This window comes from Comamonas sp. MYb69, from assembly GCF_037479315.1.
Taxonomy (GTDB): domain Bacteria; phylum Pseudomonadota; class Gammaproteobacteria; order Burkholderiales; family Burkholderiaceae_C; genus Comamonas.
This window is the reverse complement of record NZ_JBBGZG010000011.1, coordinates 141,242-162,703: the sequence shown is the minus strand read 5'-3', so window position 1 is coordinate 162,703 and position 21,462 is coordinate 141,242. Positions and strand designations below refer to the sequence as shown.

Below are 21,462 nucleotides of genomic sequence, written 5' to 3'. Positions count from 1 at the left end.
CAATTAATTGGGGTCATATTTAAATGAGCAAAATTATCGTTGATTTATATGACATTTTTAATTCAATCGTCGGAAGGGGCTAGCAGACGGGGACGACCCGCACTCTTTTTGTGCAGCCTACGCACCGTTTTGGACTGCAGGGATTGCACAAAGTCCTCACTGCCCATCGCCCAGCCCCCTTGCACGGCATCGGTCAGCGCGCCAGACTCGCGCTGCGACAGGCCATAGGCCAGCATTTGGGCATAGCGGGCCTCCCGCGCAAAGGGGGTGTTGCCCAAGGCCCAGAAAGCCGCCGGATCACGCAACCAGGCCAGCGGTTCTGCACCCAAATGGTGCGCGCAGCTGGACCAGGGGTAGTCTTCCGCCTTGGTAACCAGGCCAGCGCGCTGCGGGTTGGAATCGATATAGATGATGCATTGCAGCAACGGCTCGGCCGGCTCGACCACCGTCGAGCGGTAGCGCCCTTCCCACAAGGTGCCACTGCGCCCATGCCGCGCATTGAAATAACGCACATAGGCCCGGCCCAGCGCCTGCATCAAGAGCGGCAGGCCCTGCTCGGTCTGGGGTGTTAAGAGCAGATGGAAATGGTTGGGCATCAGCACAAAGGCATGCACTGCCACCAGATGGGTCTGCGCCAGTTGGCGCAGCAAGTCGCTGAAGTGCTGGAAATCCTCGTCATCGACAAAAACCGTCTGCCGGTTGTTGCCCCGGTGCAGCACATGGTGCGGCATGTCAGGAAGACTGAGTCGGGGAAGGCGGGCCATGGGCGTAATGGGCGAGGACAGCGGGTGGAGAGGCGGCACCATTATCAACGCTTCCCTGACAGCTAGCTTGCACGCCCCTTAGCTATGATCTAACGGGCAACTATGACAATTACCTGGGAGATTGAAACACAATGCGCTTTTCTTCTTTAGCGATTGCGTCCTTGTTGGTCTTCAGCGCCAACAGCTGGGCCGCACGCGATTTCACACCCCAAGCGGGTACCTGGATCGTCAGCAGTGAGCTGGATGGCAAACCTGGCCGTGGCCTGGCCATCGATGTGCAAGGCAACACCTTTTTCATGCAGGTGTTTGGCTATGAGAAGAACGGCGATGCCACTTTCTACACCGCAACCGGGCAGTTGGATGGCAACAGCATCACCGCCCCACTCGTTCGCTATACCGGCGGGCGCAGCTTTGGCAGCGAAGCGCGTGATGGCGTAGAAGACAGCTCGCCCGGTGATGTGACCGTGTCCTTTAGCAATGGATTGAAGGGCAGCGTGCAGTTTCCCGGCGAAGCACCCGCAGCGATGGAGCGCTTTGCGATCAAGGAATTCACGCCGAGCATCAGCAACCCACTTGCCCAGATAGGCCAACGCGGCCTGCATCTGCTGATACTGGACAAGGATCTGCAGTTCAAGCAGTACCGCAGTGCAATGCTTCAGCGCGATAGCCAAGGGCAGCCGGTGCTGGTGGAACATCCTGGCTCGTCTGCAATGGGACATGTCCTTCCTTGCAGCCTCGAACCCGACGAAGGCCAGTTTGTCTGCAGCGCTGCGGACAGCGGCAGCGATATCGACAGTCTGCGCTTCCGAATCGTGGGCGGCCAGTTGGCGGGCCAGATCACTATGAAAGACTCGCCAGCGCAGCAGCTAACGGTGATCGGGCAAAGCGATTCTGCAGTGAACATAGCCAACAATCAGCGTCAGCAGCAAAACTATTGGTCCGTCGTGATCCCTGGAGCGACCGTGACGGGCATACCCATGACGCACACCCACCAACTGATGCCCGTCAATGGCACCTGGATTGTGCAGGATGAGCTGACCGGCAAGCCAGGGCGCGGACTGGCGCTGGACGTGCAAAACTCCACGATGGTGCTGCAGGTCTTCAACTACAGTGCCAATGGCCAGCCCACTTTCCATATGGGCAGCGGCGCCTACGGCAGCGCGGGGGTCAACAGCTTGGCGTCCTATGCCGAGTTTGCGCTGAACCAGTATGCAGGCGGCCGCAGCCTGGGCGGCCCTGCCCAATCGGCGCACCCGGTGGCAGACGCGGGCCCAGTGCGCATCGATTTGGCACTGAACCGCGAGCAGCCCACGCCCCATTTTTCGCAGCGCGGCACCGTTACTTTTCCGGGAGAAGCGCCCAAGGCCATCGTGCGCATGCGACTGGACAACCAGCCTTCGCTGGCCGACAAGCTGTTTGGCGAGTGGTATTCACATTCACAAGATATCCACCTGGTTTTCAACCAGGAAAATAATGGCGTCGTTCTCTCGTCAGACGGCTCGGTGAGCTGCACGCAAAAGAATCCGGACAACCTCGATTTTGTGTCCTGTGTCAAAGCCAGCGCGTCTGACAACGGGTCCTCCACCACGCCCTACCCATTAACACTGCCGCTGCTGAACCAGGGCAGCAACTGGATCCAGATCCGCGATCGCTTCGGCAACCTGCAAGGCCTGGGCAATATCGACTAAGCCTCTCGCCGCTGCACCCACAACGACAAAAGGCCATCTGCCCACGGCAGATGGCCTTTTTCCATACCAGCTTTGCAGCTTAGAAGCGGTAACGCGCCACCAGTTGCACCGAGCGCGGCGCGCCCGGCAGGTTCAGGTTGGGCGAGGAGCCGTGGCCGGCCACGATGTAGCGCTTGTCCAGCAGGTTGTTGAGCTTGAGCTGCAGGTCCACGTTGTTCAGGCGGTAGTAGGCCATGGCATCCAGGGTGACGTAGCCCGGCAGCACAACGGTATTGCCAGGGTTGGCAAAACGCGCGCCGACATAGTTGATGCCACCACCGGCGCCAAAGCCATGGCCCAGGGCTTTGGTCACCCAGATATTGGCGCTGTGCTTGGGCGTCAAGGTGGCGCGCTTGCCTTCTACGGCCTGACCGGCATCGACGGCAGGTGACGAGGTCATCTCGCTCAGCAGGTAGGCATAGCCCGACCAGATCTGCCAGCCCTGTGACAGGTCACCAGCAAAGCTCAGCTCCAGGCCGCGCGTGCGCTGCACGCCCAGGGGGACCAAGGTGTTGGTCACAGGGTCCACGCTCTTGATGTTGGTGCGCTCGATCTCGAACAGCGCTGCATTGGCGCTGGCCTTGCCGTCAAGCAGATCCCACTTCACCCCCACCTCACGGCTGCTGGTCTTCTCCGGCGCCAGCTGGGCATTGTTGGCCGCCAGCGCAAAGGTCTCGCCCGAGGGCTGGAAGGACTTGCTGAACGACACGTAGTACGACAGCGCATTACTCGGCTGGTAGACCAGGCCAACGCGCGGGCTCCAGGCCACATCGGTGCGGCCCAGGTTGACGCTGCCTGGCGTGTAGTTGTCGGTTTCCTGGCGGAAGCGGTCATAGCGCACGCCGGCCAGCAGCTTCCATTCCGGGGCCAGGGTCACCATGTCCTGCACATAGGCGCTGGCCACGCTGAAGACGCTGTCGTTGTTGGCAGACGGCGCAGCGGTCAGCACCGGCGAGACGACCGGCAGCACCGGGTTGAACAGCGATACCGTGCCGACATTGTTCTGGCTGATGCTGAGCAGCCCCTTGTTCTGGCGGCCCAGCTCCAGCCCGTACAGAATCTGGTGCGGCATGCCGGCCAGATCGACTTTTTGCGTCAGCTCCAGCTGGTTGAAAAAGCCGTGCTCGTCGCGCTCCAGATGGCCGCGGTTGAGGGTTGCCGTCTGCGCCTTCTCGTTGACCGAGCCGACCAGCGTGTTGCTGCGGTCCAGGCTGTAGTCGTAGTAGCGCAGCACATTGCGCAGGCTCAGGCTGTCGTTGAAGCGGTGGCTCAAGGTGGCCGATGCCGAATACACCTCGGAGGTGCTCACATCGGTATCGCGTGCATTGGCCGCGCCAAAGTAGGTGCGGGGCGACACGTTGACCGGGCGGCCCTGGAAGGCGGGAATGCCAAAGTCGGTGAGGCGGCTGTCCTTGAGGTAGTCGGCCTGCAGCAGCAGCTGCGTGTCCGCGCTGAACTTGAACTGCACCGAGCCGGCCAGCGCCTTGCGGTCCAGAAACTGCTGGTCGCGGTAGCTGTCGGCGCGCTCGATGGCGCCGGTCAGGCGGTAGGAGACGATGCTGTCCTGCGGGGCGCGTGCCAGGTCAAACTCGCCCCGGCGCTGGTTCCAGCTGCCCAGGGTCAGGCCCACTTCGCTGCGGTCGATACCGGGCTTTTTGGTGATGCGGTTGATCAAGCCACCCGAAGAGCCCCGGCCATACAGCACCGATGCCGGGCCCTTGAGCACTTCGACCTGCTCGACATTGGACAGGTCACGAAAGTACAGCGCGTCATCGCGCACGCCATCGACAAACTGGTCGGCAATGGCCGAAAAGCCACGGATCGTCACCTGGTCGCGCTGGCCATCGCCATGCGACAGGCCAATGCCGGGCACGGCCTTGAGCACGTCCTGCATCGACTGCACGGCCTGGTCGCGCATCAGCTGCTGGGGCACCACGTTCACGGTTTGCGGAATGTCGCGCAAAGGCGCTTCGATTTTGGTGGCACTCTTGGCCGTGGGCGCTGCATAGCCCACGTCCGCTGCGGTATCGCCCTGCACGCGCACTTCCTGCAAGGTCGTCTCAGCTGGCGCCTGCTGCGCCCCTGCATAGCCCGTGCACAGCAGCGCCACTGCTGCTGCCACGGCTTGTGTTTTGAAAGCCATTCCAGTTCCTTTTATTGCCTTGGTATGTGTTCGGTCTGGCTGTACCGCATGGGAGATCCGCACTCTGGTTGGCTACCACCGTGAAAAGCTCGCACATCTTAAAGAGGAAAATGGTTCTCATTTACATATCTTTAAGAAAGGAATGCAAGGCAGCAACAAAGCCACAGTAGGCGATTTCTTAACGCGCCTTCAGATTTTGTTAAGAAACGCCGCAACTGCAGCGCATGGGCTGTCTGCGCGCCGTCGCAGGCCGCGCTGGGCTCGCCTCAAAGCAGAGAAATGCCCCCAGCAACAGAGGGCTTACCGGGGCCAGGGCATGGCGAGCCGCAGCCTGCGACCGGCATGGGCGCATCAAAGCGATGGGGGAACGATGAGGCTGGAGCCCAAGCGCGCAACGGCGCCCGCCGCTCAGCAGCGTGGCGCTATCTTGCCGCCGATGCCCCGACCCGGCTGGTAGCCCAGCAGGCCCGAGACGCGCCCGGCCGCCTGCAAGAGCTGGGGCAGCAGCTCGCCCTGCATGATCTCGGGCGTCGTGCGGTTGGCCTGGCCGCTGATGTTCATCGCAGCCACCACCTGGCCGCTGGCATTGCGGATAGGAGCTGCCACCGAGGTGAGGCCCTCTTCCAGCTCCTGGTTGAGCAGACACCAGCCCTGCGCGCGCACCTGGGCCAGCTCGGCCAGCAGCTGGGCATCGTCCTGGAGGGTGAAGCGGGTGAACATCGTGCGGTCGCGGCCCTCCAGCAAGGGCTGCAGCTCCTGCGGCGGCAGCTCGGCCAGCAGCACCCGGCCGAGCGAGGTCCAAAAACTCGGCAGGCGCGAGCCCATGCCTAAGTTGGTGCTCATGATCTTGTGCGTGTGCACGCGCAACACGTAGACCACATCCTGGCCATCGAGCACGGCGATGGAGCAGGACTCGTGCGTCTGCTCGACCAGTGCATCCATCACCGGCTGGGCCAAGTTCCAGACCGGCATCGACGACAGATAGGCAAAGCCCAGATCCAGGATGCGCGGCGTGAGCGCAAACAAACGGCCCTCCACCCGCACATAGCCCAGGGTCTGCAAGGTCAGCAGAATGCGGCGCGCCCCGGCCCGCGTCATGCCGGTGGCCTCGGCCACTTCCGTCAAGGTCTGGCGCGGCGCGGCAGCGCCAAAGCTGCGGATGACCTCCAGCCCGCGCGCGAAGGACTGCACATAGCTGTCGCTGGGGCGGAGGGTCGGGTCTTCTTCTTTCATAGGCCGCAATCTTGGTCGTTGGCGTGGAGCGGGTCCCTGGCAATACAAAAGCAAATCGCAGGGACATCGGGTAGCGGATTATCAGGCAGTCTATAATTCTTTTAGCGAACTAATGTTCTATATACGAACATTTCATCCAAGAGCCCTACCAAAGGCCGCCGATCCTCTCAAATGCATTCCCAGGTTTCGCGCAGGCAGCCTCGGCATTGCATTTGTCGCACGCGGTACAGGCACTGCCCCAGCGCAGCGCGACCATGCCGCAGCGGGATCAGCAGCCTGTTGCGACCCGTGTTCAGAACCAGGAGACAAGATGATCAACAAGATTTCGGACTCGATTGCCGAGTCCCTCAGCCGCGTCCAGCACGGCTCGACCGTGCTCATCGGCGGCTTTGGCACCGCCGGCATTCCAGCGGCCCTGATTGATGGCCTGATCGCACAAGGTGCGCGCGACCTCACGGTGGTCAACAACAACGCCGGCAATGGCGACACGGGCCTGGCGGCCCTGCTCAAGACCGGTGCCGTGCGCAAGATCATTTGCAGCTTTCCGCGCCAGGTCGACAGCTATGTGTTTGACGAGCTCTACCGCAGCGGCAAGATCGAGCTGGAAGTGGTGCCCCAGGGCAATCTGGCCGAGCGCATGCGCGCGGCAGGTGCCGGCATCGGCGCCTTCTTCTGCCCCACCGCCTACGGCACCGAGCTGGCCGCGGGCAAGGAAACGCGCGAGATCAATGGCAAGCACTATGTGCTCGAGTACCCCATCTATGGCGACGTGGCGCTGATCAAGGCCGAGCAAGGCGACCGCTGGGGCAACCTGACCTACCGCAAATCGGCCCGCAACTTTGGCCCGGTGATGGCTACTGCGGCGAAGTACACCGTGGCCACCGTGCATGAGCTCGTGGAGCTGGGCCAGCTCGACCCGGAGGCCGTGGTCACCCCTGGTATCTATGTCAACCAGGTCATCAAGATCGAGCGCGTTGCCACGCAAGCCGGTGGCTTCAAAAAAACAGCCTGAAGCAGGAGACAAGACCATGAGCAGCTACCAAAAACGTACGAAAGACGAACTGGCCGCCCGCGTGGCGCAGGACATCCATGATGGCGCCTACGTGAACCTGGGCATTGGCCAGCCGACGGCCGTGGCCAACCACATCCCCCAGGACCGCGAAGTCATCCTGCAGTCGGAAAACGGCATCCTGGGCATGGGCCCGGCCCCCGCCGCTGGCGAGGAAGACTATGACCTCACCAACGCCGGCAAGCAGCCCGTCACCTTGCTCGCAGGCGGCAGCTTTTTCCACCATGCCGACAGCTTTGCGATGATGCGCGGCGGCCACCTCGACATCTGCGTGCTCGGCGCTTTCCAAGTGGCCGAGAACGGCGACCTGGCCAACTGGAGCACCGGTGAGGCCGGTGCCATTCCGGCTGTGGGCGGCGCGATGGATCTGGCCATTGGTGCCAAACAGACCTGGGTGATGATGGACCTGCTGACCAAGAAGGGCGAGAGCAAGATCGTCAAGCAATGCAGCTACCCGCTGACCGGCATTGGCTGCGCCAAGCGCATCTACACCGATGTGGCCACCATCGAGGTTACGCCCCAAGGCCTCAAGCTCATCGACACCGTTGCAGGTCTGGACAAGGCCGAACTCGAACAAATGATTGGCCTGAGCCTGCTGTAAGCGCAGCGCCGATCTGTATTCATCCAAGGAGACACCATGACCAACGCCTATATCTGCGACGCCGTGCGCACCCCCTTTGGCCGCTACGGCGGCGCGCTTGCCGGTGTGCGCACCGATGACCTGGGCGCTGTGCCCATCAAGGCGCTGATGGAGCGCAACCCCGGTGTGGACTGGACGGCCGTGACCGATGTGATCTACGGCTGCGCCAACCAGGCCGGCGAAGACAACCGCAATGTGGCCCGCATGTCCAGCCTGCTCGCGGGCCTGCCCATCGAGGTGCCCGGCGCCACCGTCAACCGCCTCTGCGGCTCGGGCCTGGATGCCGTGGGCTCCGCTGCCCGCGCCATCAAGTCCGGCGAAGCACGCCTGATGATCGCGGGGGGTGTGGAATCGATGAGCCGCGCACCCTTTGTGATGCCCAAGGCCGAATCCGCCTTCAGCCGCAACAATGCCGTCTACGACACCACCATTGGCTGGCGCTTTGTCAACAAGCAGATGAAGGCGCTGTACGGCGTGGACTCCATGCCCGAGACGGCCGAGAACGTGGCCGACGACTTCAAGATCGAGCGCGAAGCCCAGGACCGCATGGCCCTGGCCTCGCAGCAAAAGGCTGCCGCAGCCATCGCCGCCGGCCACCTGGCCCGCGAGATCGTGGCCGTGACCATTCCACAGAAAAAGGGCGATGCACTGGTGATCAGCCAGGACGAGCACCCCCGCGCCACTACGATCGAAGCGCTGGCCAAGCTCAAGGGCGTGGTGCGCGAAGGCGGTACCGTGACGGCCGGCAATGCCTCGGGCGTGAATGACGGCGCCTGCGCCTTGCTGCTGGCCAATGAAGAAGCTGCCCAGCAATACGGCCTGACCCCGCGCGCCCGTGTGGTTGCCATGGCGACTGCCGGTGTGGCCCCACGCATCATGGGCTTTGGCCCGGCACCTGCCGTGCGCAAGGTGCTGGCACTGGCCGGCCTGACCTTGGCCGACATGGATGTCATCGAGCTGAACGAAGCCTTTGCCGCCCAAGGCCTGGCCGTGCTGCGCGACCTGGGCATTGCGGATGACGACCAGCGCGTCAACCAATGGGGCGGCGCGATTGCGCTGGGTCACCCGCTGGGCGCATCGGGTGCACGCCTCGCGACCACCGCCGTCAACCAGCTACATGCACTGGGTGGCCGCTACGCGCTGTGCACCATGTGCATCGGCGTGGGCCAGGGCATTGCCGTGGTTCTCGAAAAAGTCTGACGCTCCACTGCGGCGGCAAGCGCAGGCCTGCCAAGGCCGCGCCTTGCCCCGCACTCCCCGACACCCTCCCCCCAAACACCAGCGCTGCTGCCTAGCCCACCTTGGCGCAGCCACGCCCGCGCAGCGATGCAGGGGCACTTTTTGAAGGACAGAACGCCATGGCAACACAACAAATCACCACTGCGACCGGCATGTTCAACATCGATCTGCAAGGCCCTGAGGGCGCGCCGGTGCTGGTGTTCTCCAACTCGCTGGGCACCACCTTGGACATGTGGGATGCCCAGGCCCGCAGCTTCAGCAGCCAGTACCGCGTGCTGCGCTATGACACCCGTGGCCACGGCGCCAGCGTGCTGAGCCCAGGCCCCTACCAGTTCGCCCAACTGGGCGGCGATGTGCTGGCCATTCTGGACAGCCTGGGCATCGACCAGGCCCATTTCTGCGGTATCTCGATGGGCGGCCTTACCGGGCTCTGGCTGGGCGTGCATGCCGGCGCACGCATGCGCAGCATCACCGTGGCCAACAGCGCCGCCAAGATTGGCGCCGAAGCCGGCTGGCGCGACCGCGCCGCGCTGGTGCGTGCCAATGGCGCGGCAGCCATGCAGACCCTGGCCGATTCATCGCCCAGCCGCTGGTTCACCGAAGGCTTTATCGCCAGCCAGCCCCAGGTGGTGCGGGCCGCCCAGGCCTGGATTGCCGGCATTGCCCCCGAAGGCTATGCCAGCTGCTGCGAAGCGCTGGCTGTGGAGGACCTGCGTGCCGATATCGCCCGCATCCAGACCCCCACCTTGCTGATTGGCGGCAGCGCCGACCCGGTCACCACGGTGGCCGATGCCCAGGCCATGCATGCCGCCATCGCCGGCTCGGAGCTGGCGACCGTGCCGGCCTCGCACCTGTCCAACCTCGAAGTGCCCCAGGCCTTTGACCTGGCACTGGGCAGCTTTTTGCAAAAACACTGAGGCAAAGCCTCAAACCATGCAGACGGGTACCAAGAACAACAACCGCTCGCTGCAGCCCTTCCTCAACCAAGGAGACAAGCATGTCCGATGCCAATCCACGCTGGAAGCAGCGCCCTGCAGGATCGACCTGGGGCGACTTCGGCCCCGATGACCAGCTGGGCCGCCTCAACCTGTTGACGGCCGCCAAGGTGCGCCAGGGCGTGGCCGAGGTGCAGGAAGGCCTGCGCTTTTCACTCAGCCTGCCGCTCGATTACCCCGGCGGCAGCGCGCTCAACCCCAACCGCAAGCCGCCTGTGCTGCGCCCGCTGCAGCGCAAGGGCCTGGTCAATTTCAACTGCCTGCTGGGCGACCTGGAGCCCGGCCGCACCGATGTGCTGTCGGACGACATGGCCGTGCTGTCGCTGCAGTATTCCACCCAGTGGGATGGCCTGGCCCATGCCGGCCAGCTGTTCGATGCCAATGGCGACGGTGTGCCCGAGCCGCTCTACTACAACGGTTTTGCTGCTGGCCGCGATGTGCTGGGGCCGCTGCTGGTCAGCGACACCGGCATGCCCACGGCCGAGAGCAGCGGCAGCACCAGCTGCGCCAAGGCGCTGGGCATCGAGGGCATGGCGCAGAACGGCGTGCAAGGCCGGGGCGTGATGCTGGACCTGCATGCGCACTACGGCGATGCCCGCAGCCTGATCGGTTACGACGAGTGGATGCGCGTGATCGAGGCCGACCGGCTGGAGATCGAGCCCGGCGACATGCTCTGCCTGCACACCGGCTTTGCCCAGGCCGTGCTGGCGATGCAGAAGAACCCCGACCCGGTGGTGCTGAACAACCGCTGCGCGGTGCTCAATGGCCGCGACGAGAAGCTGCTTCAGTGGATCAGCGATAGCCAGATCGCCGTGATCGCTGCCGACAACTATGCCGTCGAAGCCCATCCGGCCCAGCCCGGTGCCGATTGCTGCGCCGCGCTGCCGCTGCATGAGCACTGTTTGTTCAAGCTGGGCCTGCACCTGGGTGAGCTCTGGCACCTGACGCCGCTGGCGCAGTGGCTGCGTGCCCATGGCCGCAGCCGCTTTCTGCTGACCGCCCCACCGCTGAACCTGCCCGGCGCCATTGCCTCGCCCGTGACCCCGATTGCCACGGTCTGAGACCGGCATTCAGAGACCCGTTTTACAGCGGCAGCCGTCCTAAGCACGCCTGCCGCGCCCTACCCCGGAGCCACCATGCCCTACATCATTGAGACTTTCGACAAGCCCGAACACCAGGCCGTGCGCCAGACCCACCGCCCGGCGCATCTGGACTTTCTGGCGCGCAACGCCGAGCTGCTGCTGGCCTGCGGCGCCAAGCTGCAGGACGACGGCAGCGACATGGGCGGTGGCCTCTATGTGGTGGACCTGGACACGCGCGAAGCAGCCCAGGCCTTTATCGAATCCGATCCCTTCTACCAGGCTGCACTGTTTGCCCAGGTGCGCATCACGCGCTGGCGCAAGGCCTATGTGGCCGGCCAGTGCTGCCTGTGACGCCTTTCTTGGAAACTGCTATGTCCACTCCATCGACCCCATCGACTCCCGCACGCCCCCGCGTGCTCATCACCGGCGGCGGCGCCGGCATTGGTGCAGCCGCTGCGCTGCGCTGCCATGCCGATGGCTATGACCCGGTCATCATCGACCGCCAGATTGACCAGGTGCCGGCAGGCTTTGTCGCGATCCAGGCCGACCTCAGCAGCGCCGAAGACACGGCGCGCGCGCTGGGCGAAGCGCTCGCTGGCGGCGCCATCACCCGCCTGGTGAATAACGTTGGCATCGTCGTGCCCAACGACGCCGCCAGCCAGACCCTGGCCGAATTTGATCTGGCCGTATCGCTGAACCTGCGCTGCGCCTTCCAGTGCATGCAGGCCTTGCTGCCGGGCATGCAGGAGGCGCGCTTTGGCCGCATCGTCAACATGTCCTCGCGTGCCGCGCTGGGCAAGGACCTACGCACCGCTTACGCCGCCACCAAGGCCGGCCTGATCGGCATGACCCGCGTCTGGGCGCTGGAGCTGGGCCAATGGGGTATCACCGCCAATGCGATTGGCCCCGGCCCCATCCGTACCGAGCTGTTCGACAAGGCCAACCCGCCGGGCGCCGAGCGCACGCAAAAGATCATCCAGTCTGTGCCCGTCAAGCGTGTGGGCACGCCCGATGACGTGGCCCATGCCGTGGCCTACATGCTCGACGAGCGCAGCGGTTTTGTCACCGGCCAGGCGCTTTATGTCTGCGGCGGCATGACCGTGGGCGTGGCACCGGTCTAAATTTTTTCGTGGGCCTGTCTGGTACCGGCCCGCCTTTGCTCCAACCACCGATAACAAGAGACATTGATGTCAAAAATCACCGCTTTTTTCACCGAGCTGATGCGCAAGTATCTGCCCGACCCCTTTGTGTTCGCGATCTTGCTTACGCTATTGACCATGGTGCTGGCCTTTGCTGTGGAGAGCCGGCCCATCAACCTGGTGGTGCAGGACTGGGGCAAGGGCTTTTGGAGCCTGCTGGCCTTCACCACCCAGATGGCGGTGATTTTGGTGATGGGCTATGTGCTGGCCGCCGCGCCGGTGGTGGACCGCTTCCTCAACCGCATTGCCGGCATGGTGCACACGCCGCGTGGCGCCATCATCATGGCCACCGTCGTGGGCTGCGTGGGCAGCTACCTCAACTGGGGTTTCGGTCTGGTGATTGGCGGCATCATGGCCAAGAAGCTGGCCGTGCGCGTCAAGGGCGTGCACTACCCGCTCATCATCGCCTCGGCCTACACGGGTTTTACGATGTACAGCCTGGGGCTGTCGGCCACGATTCCGGTGCTGATCTCCACCAAGGGCCACAGCTTTGAAAAGCAGATGGGCATCATCCCGCTGAGCGAAACCATCTTCTCGCCCCACATCCTGCTCACGGCCCTGGCCGTGCTGATCGTGCTGCCGCTGATCAACGCCGCGATGCACCCCAAGGCCGGTGAGAAGATCACCGAAATCAGCCCCGAGCTGGCCAGCAACGAAGAGGCCAAGGGCCCATCGGCCGCCAACCTGCTGGGCGATGAAAAGACCTTTGCCGGCCGCCTGAACAACAGCCGCATCCTGAGCTGGCTGATTGGCCTGACCGGCATGGCCTTTGTGGTCATGCACTTCATGCAGAACGGCAGCCTGGATCTGAACATGATCAATTTCTTCATCCTGTTCCTGGGCATCTTGCTGCTGGGCACACCGATGAAGTATGTGGAAAAGGTCAATGAAGGCGTCAAGACCATTGGCGGCATCATTTTGCAGTTCCCGTTCTACGCCGGCATCATGGCCATCATGCATGCCTCGGGCCTGGTCGAATCGATCGCCCATGTGTTTGTGAGCTTCTCGACCGCCTACACCCTGCCGCTGTGGGGCCTGGTGAGCTCGTTCTTCATCAACTTCTTTGCGCCCTCGGGCGGTGGCCACTGGGTGCTGCAAGGCCCCTTCATGATCGAAGCGGCCAAGACCCTGGGCGCATCGCAGGCCCACACCGCCATGTCGGTGATGCTGGGCAATGGCTGGAACGACTTGGTGCAGCCTTTCTGGATCCTGCCGGCGCTGGCGCTGTCCAAGCTCAAGCTCAAGGACATCATGGGCTACACCGTGGTCTCGATGTTCGTCGTGGGGGCCATCTACATCGGCTCCTCCCTGTTCTGGCCATAAACCGGGCCAGACCTTCCCTTCCTCCGGCTGTCACGCGAGACCCAACAAGCATTGACAAAACAAGTGGCAGCCTTTTTCACCTTGCTTTGGAGATACCCATGAACACCATCCGCCTCAACGCCCGCCGCACCGTGCTGCAAGCCATCGCCGCTGCCAGCCTGGGGGCAGCCCTTATGCCAGCAGCCTTTGCGGCCGAGGCCTTCCCGAACAAGCCCATCACGCTGGTCGTGCCCTTTGTGGCCGGTGGTACCACCGACATTCTGGCCCGCATCGTGGGCCAGTCGCTGGGCGAGGAGCTGGGCCAGCCGGTCATCATCGACAACCGCGCCGGTGCCGGTGGCAATATCGGCGGCCAGTTTGCTGCACGTGCGCCGGCCGATGGCTACACCATCTTCATGGGCACCGTGGGCACCCACGCGATCAATGAATGGCTCTACAAGAAAATGCCCTTCAACCCCAACAAGGACTTTGTGCCGCTGACCCGCGTGGCCAATGTGCCCAACCTGCTGGTGGCCAACCCTGCGCAGCCTTTCAAGAACGTCAAGGAGCTGATCAGCTACGCCCAGGCCCACCCCGGCCAGGTGAACTTTGGCTCCTCGGGCAGCGGCAGCTCCATCCACCTGTCGGGTGAGCTGTTCAAGATGATGACCAAGGTCGACATGATCCACATCCCCTACAAGGGCAGCGCGCCGGCCGTGACCGACCTGCTGGGCAACCAGATTGCGATCATGTTTGACAACATGCCCTCTGCAATCCAGCACGTGCGTTCGGGCAAGCTGCGCCCACTGGCGGTGACCACCGCCAAGCGCTCGCCCGAGCTGCCGGATGTGCCAACGGTTGCCGAAGCAGGCGTGCCCGGCTACGAAGCCACCTCCTGGTTTGGCCTGTTCGCCCCCACCAAGACACCCGCCGATGTGCAGGCCAAGCTGCATGCCGCCATCATCAAGGTGTTGCAAAAGCCTGACGTGATCAAAAAAATTGGCGACCAAGGCGGCGAAGTGGTGACCGAATCGCAGGCCGAATTTGGCAAGTTCATCGCTGCTGAAAACGAAAAGTGGAAGCAAGTGGTGAAGACCTCGGGCGCGACCGCAGGCTAATCCACAGCCCAAGCGCACAAAGCAAAGCCGCCGATCCTGGACGCCCAGGACCGGCGGCTTTTTCTATGGCGGCTGACTAAAAGATCAGACGCCGATCGGGCCGCCGTCCGCCTTCTGGATCACCACCGTCGACGAGCGCGGGCGCACCGTGCCATCGGGCGCGCGGGTGGCATCGGCCGTGCCATAGGCGGGCCAGTTCACCGGGTGCTGGATGTTGAGGAAGATGCTGGTGTGGTCGGGGGTATAGGCAAAGCCGGTGATCTCGGCCTCGTTCGGGCCGACAAAGAAACGGCGCAGCTCGGCTTGGTTGCTGGCATTGATGACGGGGCCGGTGCCCTTGGCATCCTTCATAGCACCGGGCACCACGGCCAGCATCTGGTCGTTGGTGGCCTTGGCAACCGCATTGTTGCGGCCACCATCGATGCCGTTGTCGGTCTGGATCCACAGAATACCGCGGTCATCGAAAGCAATGCCATCGGGGCTGGCGAGCTGGTTCAGCTCGGTCAGGCCCGAGCGGTTGGTGTCGGCATTGCCCGCCGCGTCCGAGCCAAACACAAAGATGTCCCAGCGGAAGGTGTTGGCACCAGCGTCGTCATGCCAGCGCACGATATGGCCGTTGACATTGTTCAGGCGCGGGTTGGCGGGGTTGGTGCCGCGCTCGGCATTGCGGCTGGTGTTGTTGGTCAGGGTCAGGTAGACATCGCCATTGCTGGGGTGCACGGCGGTCCACTCGGGGCGGTCCATCGGCGTGGCACCGACAAAGTCGGCCGCACCACGCGTGTTGATCAGGATGGCATCGATATTGCCAAAGGCCTCGCCCAGGCTGCGGCCGTCCTTGCCCTTGGTGGCGGGGGTCAGCGCCAGCCATTCGCCCTTGCCTTCGGCATCAAAGCGCGCCACGTACAGGGTGCCCTTGTCCAGGTACTTGTGGCCCACGGCAATGCGGTCGCTGCGCTCGGCATCCTTGGGGTCCCACAGCGCTTCGGACACAAAGCGGTAGATGTATTCAAAGCGCGAATCATCACCGCTGTAGAAAGCCAGCGGCTTGCCCGCCACCGGGATGCCGTAGGCAGCGCCTTCGTGGGCAAAGCGGCCCATCGCGGTGCGCTTGGTGGCCGTGCTGCCGGGGTCGTAGGGGTCGATCTCGACCAGGTAGCCAAAGCCGTTGACCTCATTGCGCCAGTCCTGCAGGCCATCGGCGCCAGTGGCGGTGATGTTGAAGCGGGCAAATTCGCCTTGCTGCTCCGTCGCATCGCCGGCGGCCGTTTCCCACTGGTAGCGGCCCAGCTTGGTCTGCACGCCCACGCGCTTTTGCGCGGCGGTTTGCTCGCCAGTGTTGACAAAGCAGGCGGCCCAGTTTTCTTCGGCGGTGATGTAGGTGCCCCAAGGGGTGGTGCCATTGCCGCAGTTGTTGTTGGTGCCGCGCACCTGGCTGCCGGTGGTGGAGAACGGCGTCTTGACCCAGTCGGTGCCCGCCACAGGGCCGGACAGGTTCATCGGCGTGGCGGAGGTGAAGCGGCGGTTGTAGCGCGAGTTCTGGATAATCTCCCACTGGCTGCCCTGCTTGCGCACATGCATGACGGCGACGCCATGGGCATTGACCTCCTTGCGCACCTCTTCAGCCGGGCGCTTGCCGCCCACCGAGGTGGGGCCGTTGGGATGCAAGGCCTTTTCGTCGATGTATTCGTGGTTGACGACCAGCAGGCCTTCGCTGGAGCTGCCGGCCAGCGGGAAGTAGTGCATGCCGTCATGGTGCATGCCGGTGGAGTGCAGCAGATCCTGCGAGGTGTTGCGGCCTTCATTGCTCCAGGGCGCTGCCTGGTCGTTGAGCGGCGTACCCCAGGCACCGATGACCGAGGCCACATAGCCGGCGGGCACTACGCAGGCATCCGTCATCGAGTTGGGCAGCGACGCAAAGCCGAGCTTGACGGCCTTGTCATCATCGCCATCACTGCCGCCACCGCAGGCGGAGATGCTGGCACCGGCAAACAGCGCCAGGGCCGAGCCCAGGCTGCCGCGCATCACCAAACGGCGCGACATGTTCGCTTCGAGAATGGTGCTGAAAGGGGTGTTGCCATCCGTGTTGCGGACGACTTTGTCGGAAATGGATTTGCTCATCGCTTCGACTCTCCAGATTATTGAACCACCGTAGGGAAGGCCCAGTCTAGAAAGCGGCGACGCGACTTTTATGAATCTCCGATGACGTCACAGCACTGTCATCGATGCGATAAGTTTGTGCGGTATAAGCCGCGCCACACCCGCAAAAACTGCAAATTAATCCAAGCGGTAACGGTGCTGCAAGGACTGGTCCAGACCAAACTCAACCAAGAGCTGCTGCAGGCGCTCGGCCGCTGCGCGCTTTTTCTGGCCGGTGTATTTGGCGAGGATCAGCTCGTTCTTCATGCTGTGTTCCCAACCCACCAGTTCGGTCACGGTGACCTGGTAGCCCTGGCTTTCCAGGTAAAGGCAGCGCAGCACATTGGTGATCTGGCTGCCCATCTCGCGGGTGTGGATGGGGTGGCGCCAGAGTTCGGCCAGGGGCGTGCGCGACAGGCTCATGGCCTTGTTCTGGCGCAGGCAGGCGGCCACTTCGGCCTGGCAGCAGGGCACCAGCACCATGGCGCGGGCATGCTTTTCCAGGCCAAAGGCGATGGCGTCATCGGTGGCGGTATCGCAGGCATGCAGCGCAGTGACCACATCAAAGCGCTCGGGCACGGCATCGGTACGGGTGGAATCGGCCACCGACATGTTCAGGAACGACATGCGCGCAAAACCCAGATCGGCCGCCAGCTGCTGCGAGGCCTCTACCAGCGGCGCACGGGTCTCGATGCCGTAGATATGGCCACGGCCCAGGTTCTTGAAGAACAGGTCGTAGAGGATAAAGCCGAGGTAGGACTTGCCCGCGCCATGGTCGGCCAGGCTGACCGGATGGTCTTGTGCCGACAGCTCGGTGAGCAAAGGCTCGATGAACTGGTAGAGGTGGTAGACCTGCTTGAGCTTACGGCGCGAATCCTGGTTCAGCTTGCCATCGCGCGTGAGGATGTGCAGCGCCTTGAGCAGCTCAATCGACTGGCCGGGCTTGAGCTCCAGCTGCTGGGCGACATCGGGGGCGGCGGGCTTGGTGGTGCTACGGCCTGCGGCGCGCGGTGCTTTCATCGTTTTCATTCCTCGGCCTTGTCGCTGGCAGCGCCCTGGTGCGGGAAGGGGCAGCGCGGGCCCACGCCCAGGTCGAGCCAGCCTTCCAGGCCCAGCGCATCGAGCGTGTCCATGTTCTTTTCGTAAATTGCATCCGCCTCGGGGAAGGCTTCGACCGCCTTGTCGATGCTCTCCTCGCGCAGCAGGTGCAGGATGGGGTATGGCGAGCGGTTTGTGCAGTTGGTCACGTCGTCGACCGTGGTGCCCTCGAACTGGAACAGCGGGTGGAATGAGGCCACCTGCAGGATGCCGCCCAGATCCAGCTCTTCGATCATTTCGTCGGCGATCTCCAGGAAATCGTTGAAATCCAGAAAATCATGCAAGGCCAGCGGCAGGATCAGCAAGGTGGTATCGCGCTTGTCCGGATTGGCTTCGGCCAGCGCTTCGAGCTCGCGGTGCAGATCATGCGCCACCGCTTCGGCATCCTGCGCATCGCTCACCACATAGTGGATCTGGTCCTTGACATGTACGCCCTTGGCAAAGGGGCAGAGGTTCAGGCCGATGACGGCTTTTTCCAGCCAGTTCACGGTGTCGGCGATCACCACTTGGTGCAAGGCCTCATCCGCAGACGCGGGCGCAGCATGGGTATCGGTCATCGTGGGGCTTTCTGGTGGAGTTATGGGTGGCCAGCGGGGGCTGTCTGCGGGCCATCACCCTGCAACGGGGGTGGGCGCTAGGCGCCAGGGCGGCGCAGGGCCGCAAGCGGGCAGAGGCTGACGCTGGGCCTGCCATTGTAGCGAGGGGCGCTTTGCCACTTGCGGCGCTAAGCCATGCCCAGCGTGCAGGCGTCCTGCTGTCAGGAGACCAGCACGCGCTGGCCGGTCAGGCGCTCATGCTCGCGCAGTGCATAGCGGTCGGTCATGCCGGCGATGAAATCGGCCACCACACGGGCACAAGCAATCGGGTCCAGACCGGCCGCACGGGCGGCAAAGCGCGGCTTCATCTGCGCGGGGTCAGCCAGGTAGATGTCAAACAGCTCGCGCACGACGACCTTGGCCTGCCCGGTGGTCTGCACCACCTGCGGATGGCGGTACAGGTTCTTGAACAAAAAGCGCTTGAGCTCGGCCGACTCGGCCGCCATCGTGCTGCTGAAACCGACCAGCGCGGGCAGCTGGCGCACAGCATCCACATCGGCGGGCTGCGCAGCCTGCAGGCCGGCGCTGGTGTGGCGGATTACATCGTAGATCTGCTCACTGAGCATGCGGCGCGTGGCCTCATACAGCCATTTGCGCTGCCAGCGCGGCTCCTGCAGTTGCGGGTATTCGGCCAGCGCCTCCTGGGCATAGCGGGCAAACAGCGGCACGCCCATCAGCTGCTCCAGGCTGATCAGGCCCGAGCGCACGCCGTCGTCCGCATCATGGGCGTTGTAGGCAATCTCGTCGGCCAGATTGGCCAGCTGGGCCTCCAGCCCCGGTTGGTGGCCCAGCAAAAAACGCTGCCCCACACCGCCGGGCTCGCGCTGCTCCAGCTGGCGCGCGTGCTTGGCCGAGCAGTGCTTCAAAATCCCTTCGCGGGTCTCAAAGCAGAGGTTCAGACCGCTGTAGTCCGGGTAGCGCTCTTCGAGCGTATCGACCACGCGCAGGCTTTGCATATTGTGCTCAAAGCCGCCAAAGTCCTGCATGCAGGCATTGAGCGCATCCTGGCCCGCATGGCCAAAAGGGGTGTGGCCCAGGTCATGGGCCAGGCAGATCGCTTCGGTCAGGTCTTCATTGATGCGCAGCGCCCGCGCCACGGAGCGGCCCAGCTGCGCCACCTCGATCGAGTGCGTGAGGCGGGTGCGAAACAGGTCGCCCTCGTGGTTCAGAAAGACCTGGGTCTTGTAGACCAGTCGGCGAAAGGCGGTGGAGTGGACAATCCGGTCGCGGTCGCGCTGAAAAGCGCTGCGCGTGGGCGCGGCCTCTTGCGCATGCAGACGGCCCTGGCTGCGGTGAGAGAAGCAGGCATAGGGTGCCAGGCCCAGCTCGGTCCAGATCTGCTGGGGCTCGGCTGGCTGCATCAGCAGCGAGGGACGGTCCATCCGATCAGGCCTGTACTGCGCCGGCGCAGCACAGGTCGATGACTTCGCGCACCAGCGCATCGGGCGCCTCGCGCACCACCGCCTTGCCCGGGCCATCGATCAGCACAAAGCGGATCGCGCCGGCCTGGGATTTCTTGTCGTGGCGCATCAGTTCCAGATAGCGGCCTGCGTTGTCATGGGCATCCAACATGGCGCCGCGCACCGGCAAACCGGCCCGGGCCACCAAGGCGCGCAGGCGCTGCACAAAGGCGGCATCGACCAGGCCCAGACGCTGGGACAGCTCGGCAGCCATCACCATGCCGGCGCCCACGCCCTCGCCATGCAGCCAGACGCCATAGCCCATGCCGGCCTCGATCGCATGGCCAAAGGTGTGGCCAAAGTTCAGGATGGCGCGCAGGTCCGCCTCGCGCTCGTCCTTGGAGACCACATCGGCCTTGATCTCGCAGCTGCGGCGCACCGCATGGGCTAATGCGCGCTTGTCGCCGGCGATCAGCGCAGGCATCTCGGCCTCCAGCCAATCCATAAAGGCCATATCGGCAATCGGGCCGTACTTGATGACTTCGGCCAGGCCAGCGCTCAGCTCGCGCGCGGGCAAGGTGTCAAAGGTGTCCAGGTCGCAGACCACCAGCTGGGGCTGGTAGAAGGCGCCGATCATGTTCTTGCCCAGCGGGTGGTTGATGCCGGTCTTGCCGCCGACCGACGAATCCACCTGCGACAGCAAGGTGGTGGGCACCTGCACAAAAGGCACACCGCGCATGAAGCTGGCAGCGGCAAAGCCGGTCATATCGCCCACGACACCACCACCCAAAGCAAACAGCACCGTCTTGCGGTCGGCGCCGTTGTGCATCAGTGCATCAAAGATGCCTTGCAGGGTTGTCCAGTTCTTGTGCGCCTCGCCATCGGGCAGCACTACCAGTTCGACCTTGGGGTAGTGGGGTGCCAGCGCGGCCTGCAGTTGGCGGGCATAGAGCGGCGCCACCGTGTCATTGCTGACGATGAGCGCCTGCGAGGCCTTGGGGCAGTGCGCAAAGGTGTCCGCCTGGGCGAGCAAGCCAGCAGCAATCAGGATGGGGTAGGAGCGGTCGCCCAGATCAATATGAACAGTGTCGGTCACAGGTGTTTGCGTCGGGAAGTTATACGGTTTCGCCCGCCCATTATCGGGGAGTTGCCAGATTCGCGCCCAGCTGTGGCACCAAGCCGGCAAGCTCGGCCTGCATGCTGACCTTACGCATCACCTGGCCGGTGCCGCAACGCAAGGTGTCGATGGTGTAGTGCGCCGTCTCTTCGTACAAGGCCGCGCGCACGGCCAGCAGGTCCTTGAGGCGCTTGAGCGTGTCATCGCCCTGCAGCAAGGGGCGCCCGGTATCGTTGCGCAGACGCCGGGCAATGTCTTCGGGGCTGGAATGCAGGTAGAACACCGTTGTGTGGGCATGCAGCACCGCACGGTTTTCAGGCCTGAGCACTGCACCGCCCCCGGTGGACAAAATGCAGGCCCGCTCCCGTGTCGCCAATGCTGCAATCACCTGGGCCTCGACATCGCGAAAAGCCTGCTCGCCCTGGGCCGAGAAGTACTCCTTGATCGTGCAGCCCAGCTGCGCCTCGATCACATGGTCGGAATCGACAAAATCCACACCCCAAAGGCGTGCCAGCTGCCGGCCGATGGTGGATTTCCCACTGCCGGGCAGCCCAATCAAACACACGGAAGGTGCCATCGCGCTAGATCCTGAAAACGGACTGCA

The 21,462-nt window shown here is 63.6% G+C and carries 19 protein-coding genes; 10 read left to right on the top strand and 9 right to left on the bottom strand.

The window, feature by feature from the left end; all coding sequences use genetic code 11:
- Positions 1–62 precede the first annotated feature (62 nt).
- Entirely contained in the window at positions 63–764 is a 702-nt protein-coding gene (locus WH303_RS16290) for a transposase (protein ID WP_339519783.1), read from the bottom strand.
- 131 nt (positions 765–895) lie between these two features.
- Between WH303_RS16290 and WH303_RS16285 the strand changes: the two genes are divergently transcribed.
- Entirely contained in the window at positions 896–2,452 is a 1,557-nt protein-coding gene (locus WH303_RS16285; protein ID WP_339519782.1) for a hypothetical protein, read from the top strand.
- A gap of 79 nt (positions 2,453–2,531) precedes the next feature.
- Here WH303_RS16285 and WH303_RS16280 read toward each other — a convergent pair whose 3' ends face one another.
- On the bottom strand, positions 2,532–4,634 hold the full coding sequence (locus tag WH303_RS16280) for a TonB-dependent receptor (protein WP_339519781.1): 2,103 nt from the start codon (positions 4,632–4,634) through the stop codon (positions 2,532–2,534).
- Positions 4,635–5,042: 408 nt separating this feature from the next.
- Positions 5,043–5,867 (bottom strand): IclR family transcriptional regulator domain-containing protein, encoded by an 825-nt coding sequence (locus tag WH303_RS16275; protein WP_021026102.1) that lies wholly within the window; start codon positions 5,865–5,867, stop codon positions 5,043–5,045.
- 310 nt (positions 5,868–6,177) lie between these two features.
- Here WH303_RS16275 and WH303_RS16270 point away from each other — a divergent pair, with 310 nt between their 5' ends.
- The 9 genes from WH303_RS16270 to WH303_RS16230 all read left to right on the top strand — a co-directional run bounded on the left by WH303_RS16270 (position 6,178) and on the right by WH303_RS16230 (position 14,511).
- Positions 6,178–6,879, top strand: coding sequence for a 3-oxoacid CoA-transferase subunit A (locus tag WH303_RS16270; protein ID WP_339519780.1), 702 nt, complete (start codon positions 6,178–6,180; stop codon positions 6,877–6,879).
- 16 nt (positions 6,880–6,895) lie between these two features.
- Entirely contained in the window at positions 6,896–7,537 is a 642-nt protein-coding gene (locus tag WH303_RS16265) for a 3-oxoacid CoA-transferase subunit B (protein ID WP_339519778.1), read from the top strand.
- A 36-nt stretch (positions 7,538–7,573) separates the two neighbouring features.
- Positions 7,574–8,776, top strand: a complete 1,203-nt coding sequence (gene pcaF, locus WH303_RS16260; RefSeq protein ID WP_339519777.1) for a 3-oxoadipyl-CoA thiolase — start codon at positions 7,574–7,576, stop codon at positions 8,774–8,776.
- Positions 8,777–8,934: 158 nt separating this feature from the next.
- Positions 8,935–9,732: a 3-oxoadipate enol-lactonase gene (gene pcaD, locus WH303_RS16255; protein ID WP_339519776.1), complete on the top strand. Its 798-nt coding sequence runs from the start codon at positions 8,935–8,937 to the stop codon at positions 9,730–9,732.
- An 80-nt stretch (positions 9,733–9,812) separates the two neighbouring features.
- Complete coding sequence (locus WH303_RS16250; RefSeq protein WP_339519775.1) at positions 9,813–10,871, top strand: cyclase family protein; 1,059 nt, start codon at positions 9,813–9,815, stop codon at positions 10,869–10,871.
- Positions 10,872–10,946: 75 nt separating this feature from the next.
- Positions 10,947–11,243, top strand: a complete 297-nt coding sequence (locus tag WH303_RS16245; RefSeq protein ID WP_021026108.1) for a YciI family protein — start codon at positions 10,947–10,949, stop codon at positions 11,241–11,243.
- Between the two features lie 20 nt (positions 11,244–11,263).
- Positions 11,264–12,013 (top strand): SDR family oxidoreductase, encoded by a 750-nt coding sequence (locus WH303_RS16240; protein ID WP_339519773.1) that lies wholly within the window; start codon positions 11,264–11,266, stop codon positions 12,011–12,013.
- Between the two features lie 66 nt (positions 12,014–12,079).
- A complete protein-coding gene (locus WH303_RS16235; protein WP_339519772.1) occupies positions 12,080–13,414 on the top strand; it encodes a short-chain fatty acid transporter in 1,335 nt (444 codons plus the stop codon).
- A gap of 98 nt (positions 13,415–13,512) precedes the next feature.
- On the top strand, positions 13,513–14,511 hold the full coding sequence (locus tag WH303_RS16230) for a Bug family tripartite tricarboxylate transporter substrate binding protein (RefSeq protein ID WP_339519771.1): 999 nt from the start codon (positions 13,513–13,515) through the stop codon (positions 14,509–14,511).
- A gap of 84 nt (positions 14,512–14,595) precedes the next feature.
- Here WH303_RS16230 and WH303_RS16225 read toward each other — a convergent pair whose 3' ends face one another.
- The 6 genes from WH303_RS16225 to WH303_RS16200 form a co-directional block, all read right to left on the bottom strand.
- Positions 14,596–16,629: a PhoX family protein gene (locus WH303_RS16225; protein WP_339519770.1), complete on the bottom strand. Its 2,034-nt coding sequence runs from the start codon at positions 16,627–16,629 to the stop codon at positions 14,596–14,598.
- A gap of 156 nt (positions 16,630–16,785) precedes the next feature.
- The gene (locus WH303_RS16220) at positions 16,786–17,676 is read right to left on the bottom strand and encodes a class I SAM-dependent methyltransferase (RefSeq protein WP_445228299.1); all 891 of its coding nucleotides are present in this window, start codon (positions 17,674–17,676) and stop codon (positions 16,786–16,788) included.
- The gene (locus WH303_RS16215; protein ID WP_339519769.1) at positions 17,673–18,302 is read right to left on the bottom strand and encodes a DUF1415 domain-containing protein; all 630 of its coding nucleotides are present in this window, start codon (positions 18,300–18,302) and stop codon (positions 17,673–17,675) included. The genes WH303_RS16220 and WH303_RS16215 overlap by 4 nt, the downstream gene beginning before the upstream one ends.
- A 200-nt stretch (positions 18,303–18,502) precedes the next feature.
- Positions 18,503–19,702 (bottom strand): deoxyguanosinetriphosphate triphosphohydrolase, encoded by a 1,200-nt coding sequence (locus WH303_RS16210; RefSeq protein WP_339519842.1) that lies wholly within the window; start codon positions 19,700–19,702, stop codon positions 18,503–18,505.
- 25 nt (positions 19,703–19,727) lie between these two features.
- Positions 19,728–20,837 carry a 3-dehydroquinate synthase gene (gene aroB, locus WH303_RS16205; protein ID WP_339519768.1) on the bottom strand — a complete coding sequence of 370 codons (1,110 nt, stop codon included), beginning with the start codon at positions 20,835–20,837 and terminating at the stop codon, positions 19,728–19,730.
- A gap of 40 nt (positions 20,838–20,877) precedes the next feature.
- Entirely contained in the window at positions 20,878–21,435 is a 558-nt protein-coding gene (locus WH303_RS16200; protein ID WP_339519767.1) for a shikimate kinase, read from the bottom strand.
- Positions 21,436–21,462: the final 27 nt, after the last annotated feature.

What these genes read in the sequence shown, in the direction of transcription:
- pcaF (WP_339519777.1), top strand. Translation starts at nt 7,574, where the DNA reads ATGACCAACGCCTATATCTGCGACGCCGTGCGCACCCCCTTTGGCCGC.
- WH303_RS16245 (WP_021026108.1), top strand. Translation starts at nt 10,947, where the DNA reads ATGCCCTACATCATTGAGACTTTCGACAAGCCCGAACACCAGGCCGTG.
- WH303_RS16225 (WP_339519770.1), bottom strand. Translation starts at nt 16,629, where the DNA reads ATGAGCAAATCCATTTCCGACAAAGTCGTCCGCAACACGGATGGCAAC.
- WH303_RS16275 (WP_021026102.1), bottom strand. Translation starts at nt 5,867, where the DNA reads ATGAAAGAAGAAGACCCGACCCTCCGCCCCAGCGACAGCTATGTGCAG.
- WH303_RS16285 (WP_339519782.1), top strand. Translation starts at nt 896, where the DNA reads ATGCGCTTTTCTTCTTTAGCGATTGCGTCCTTGTTGGTCTTCAGCGCC.
- pcaD (WP_339519776.1), top strand. Translation starts at nt 8,935, where the DNA reads ATGGCAACACAACAAATCACCACTGCGACCGGCATGTTCAACATCGAT.
- WH303_RS16235 (WP_339519772.1), top strand. Translation starts at nt 12,080, where the DNA reads ATGTCAAAAATCACCGCTTTTTTCACCGAGCTGATGCGCAAGTATCTG.
- WH303_RS16270 (WP_339519780.1), top strand. Translation starts at nt 6,178, where the DNA reads ATGATCAACAAGATTTCGGACTCGATTGCCGAGTCCCTCAGCCGCGTC.
- WH303_RS16250 (WP_339519775.1), top strand. Translation starts at nt 9,813, where the DNA reads ATGTCCGATGCCAATCCACGCTGGAAGCAGCGCCCTGCAGGATCGACC.
- WH303_RS16215 (WP_339519769.1), bottom strand. Translation starts at nt 18,302, where the DNA reads ATGACCGATACCCATGCTGCGCCCGCGTCTGCGGATGAGGCCTTGCAC.
- WH303_RS16280 (WP_339519781.1), bottom strand. Translation starts at nt 4,634, where the DNA reads ATGGCTTTCAAAACACAAGCCGTGGCAGCAGCAGTGGCGCTGCTGTGC.
- WH303_RS16265 (WP_339519778.1), top strand. Translation starts at nt 6,896, where the DNA reads ATGAGCAGCTACCAAAAACGTACGAAAGACGAACTGGCCGCCCGCGTG.
- WH303_RS16210 (WP_339519842.1), bottom strand. Translation starts at nt 19,702, where the DNA reads ATGCAGCCAGCCGAGCCCCAGCAGATCTGGACCGAGCTGGGCCTGGCA.
- WH303_RS16230 (WP_339519771.1), top strand. Translation starts at nt 13,513, where the DNA reads ATGAACACCATCCGCCTCAACGCCCGCCGCACCGTGCTGCAAGCCATC.
- WH303_RS16200 (WP_339519767.1), bottom strand. Translation starts at nt 21,435, where the DNA reads ATGGCACCTTCCGTGTGTTTGATTGGGCTGCCCGGCAGTGGGAAATCC.
- WH303_RS16290 (WP_339519783.1), bottom strand. Translation starts at nt 764, where the DNA reads ATGGCCCGCCTTCCCCGACTCAGTCTTCCTGACATGCCGCACCATGTG.
- WH303_RS16240 (WP_339519773.1), top strand. Translation starts at nt 11,264, where the DNA reads ATGTCCACTCCATCGACCCCATCGACTCCCGCACGCCCCCGCGTGCTC.
- WH303_RS16220 (WP_445228299.1), bottom strand. Translation starts at nt 17,676, where the DNA reads ATGAAAACGATGAAAGCACCGCGCGCCGCAGGCCGTAGCACCACCAAG.